Here is a 1,826-nt window from a genome sequence, read left to right as displayed (position 1 = left end):
CACCAGAAACCCACCACGACAGAGTTTGTCGGCATCGCCCCACCCTCACGGTTTAGCAGGCCCGGCACACGCCAAAGCCCGCCGTAGCGGGTGATTAAGAATTGCTCGTTCAGCGCAATCGAATTATCCCGCTGCCTTTGCAGACGTCACTCCCTCACACTTGAACCATCAACTGAAGGAGACACATCATGCATACACGTAGCGAACAGATGGCTGACTATATTGCCGATCGTCTCGAGTTCATCACCTTCCTCGCCTGTTGCAGCGCCCTGCTGGCCCTGCTGACCGGCATGAGTGGCCAACAGGCACTGGCCTTTACCGCCCTGAATCTGCCGTTTGGCCTCGGTATTCTGCTGGCGATGGCGATGCTGGCCCCGCTGCCCGCCCACTGGCGGCTGCCAGGCATCACCTTGCTGCTGGCAGGTTGCGCCCTGATGACCCTGCAACTGGGGGGCGAGTGGCTCAATCCGCTGGCCATCTGGAGCCTCTACGCCCTGCTCGGGCTGGAGATCATCTGGCAAGCTCGCCCCCGCGCCGTGCTAGCCACCCGCGCTCGCCAATAATAGGGCTGACCAGCGCCGGTAAACGGCGGGCTGTGATGGCTGACGCCGGTGGCAAATTGGGGTACTCTTGCGCCCCCATTTGCCACCACACTTGGCATTAACAACCTTCGCCATCACGCCCAGGAGCGCCCCGATGAAAAAAGCCTGTGCCCAGCACATTCTGGTCAAGACCGAAAAACAGTGTATGGAGATCAAGGAGAAGATCGAGAAGGGAGCCGACTTCGGCCAGATGGCCAAGCGCTTCTCCACCTGCGCCTCTGCAAAACGTAGCGGCGATCTGGGGGAGTTCAATAAAGGGGATATGGTCAAGCCCTTCGACGATGCCGTATTCAAGGGCGAACTGCTCAAGGTACTGGGGCCGGTGCGCACCAAGTTCGGCTTCCATCTGATCAAAGTGCTCTATCGCAATTAAACCATCGCAACTGACCATTCTCTCGGTGAAGCTCGCATCAGGCGGGCTTCACCGACCTCTGCATCCCCCCTCGCAAAACTGGCTGAAACAACGCCAAACTCGCATCAATTTACTAACGTTATCAGACAATTAAGTTTATCCTTCTCGGCATTGTCCACATTCGACGATGGATCCCGTGCTATGCCCCGCTCTTGCTTGTGGCCCCTGCTGGCCTGGTTACTCCCGCTCGCTGGCGCCCTCGGCAGCCGCTTCCATCTCTGGCCCTGGTGGATAGGTTTTGCGATCTGTCTCATCGGAGCGCTTGTCTCCCTTATCCTGCTGGTGCGCCTGCCCTGGAGCCGCAACCGCTACGCCAACGGCTTTGGCGCCTTGCCGCTGTTGCTGCCGCTGCTCTTTGTGGTGCAGGCGCTGCGCATGCCGCTGATCAACGATGTGAGTACCGATCCCTACAATCCCCCCCTGCTGCGCTGGGCGGCGGAGCTTAGAACCGAGCAGGATCTGCCAATTAATAGCGCCCCGCTGAAAGCAGTTGAGGCAAAACCCGGTCCTCTCTTTACCAGGGCCTCCCCTGCCGAAGTGGTGATTGAAGCCAGCGAACTGATGCAGGAGCTGGGCTGGCAGGTACGACCGAGCCCGGATGGTCTGGATGCAGTGGTCACCACCGGCTGGTTCGGCTTTCAGGATGATGTGGCGCTGCGGGTCTTTGCCGGCCCGAAAGAGACTCGCATCGATATGCGATCGGCCTCCCGTCAGGGGCGCAGCGACTTGGGTACCAACCGGGCGCGGATCGAGGATTTTCTGATCCGCCTGAACGAGCGACTCGGTCAGGCCTACAAACCCAATTTGAAACC

At 59.5% G+C, this 1,826-nt stretch carries 3 protein-coding genes; all 3 read left to right on the top strand.

The window, feature by feature from the left end; all coding sequences use genetic code 11:
* The first annotated feature begins 188 nt into the window (after positions 1-188).
* Positions 189-563, top strand: coding sequence for a hypothetical protein (locus tag OKC42_RS22595; protein WP_270657741.1), 375 nt, complete (start codon positions 189-191; stop codon positions 561-563).
* A 133-nt stretch (positions 564-696) separates the two neighbouring features.
* The gene (locus tag OKC42_RS22590; RefSeq protein WP_042657102.1) at positions 697-975 is read left to right on the top strand and encodes a peptidylprolyl isomerase; all 279 of its coding nucleotides are present in this window, start codon (positions 697-699) and stop codon (positions 973-975) included.
* Between the two features lie 180 nt (positions 976-1,155).
* A partial coding sequence (locus OKC42_RS22585; protein ID WP_042657101.1) for a DUF1499 domain-containing protein occupies positions 1,156-1,826 on the top strand: 671 nt, incomplete at its 3' end.

This window comes from Aeromonas sp. Y311-2 (genome assembly GCF_027706025.1).
Lineage (GTDB): Bacteria > Pseudomonadota > Gammaproteobacteria > Enterobacterales > Aeromonadaceae > Aeromonas > Aeromonas veronii.
Note: the sequence above shows the minus strand (reverse complement) of the source record. Positions and strands in the feature narration are given on the sequence as shown.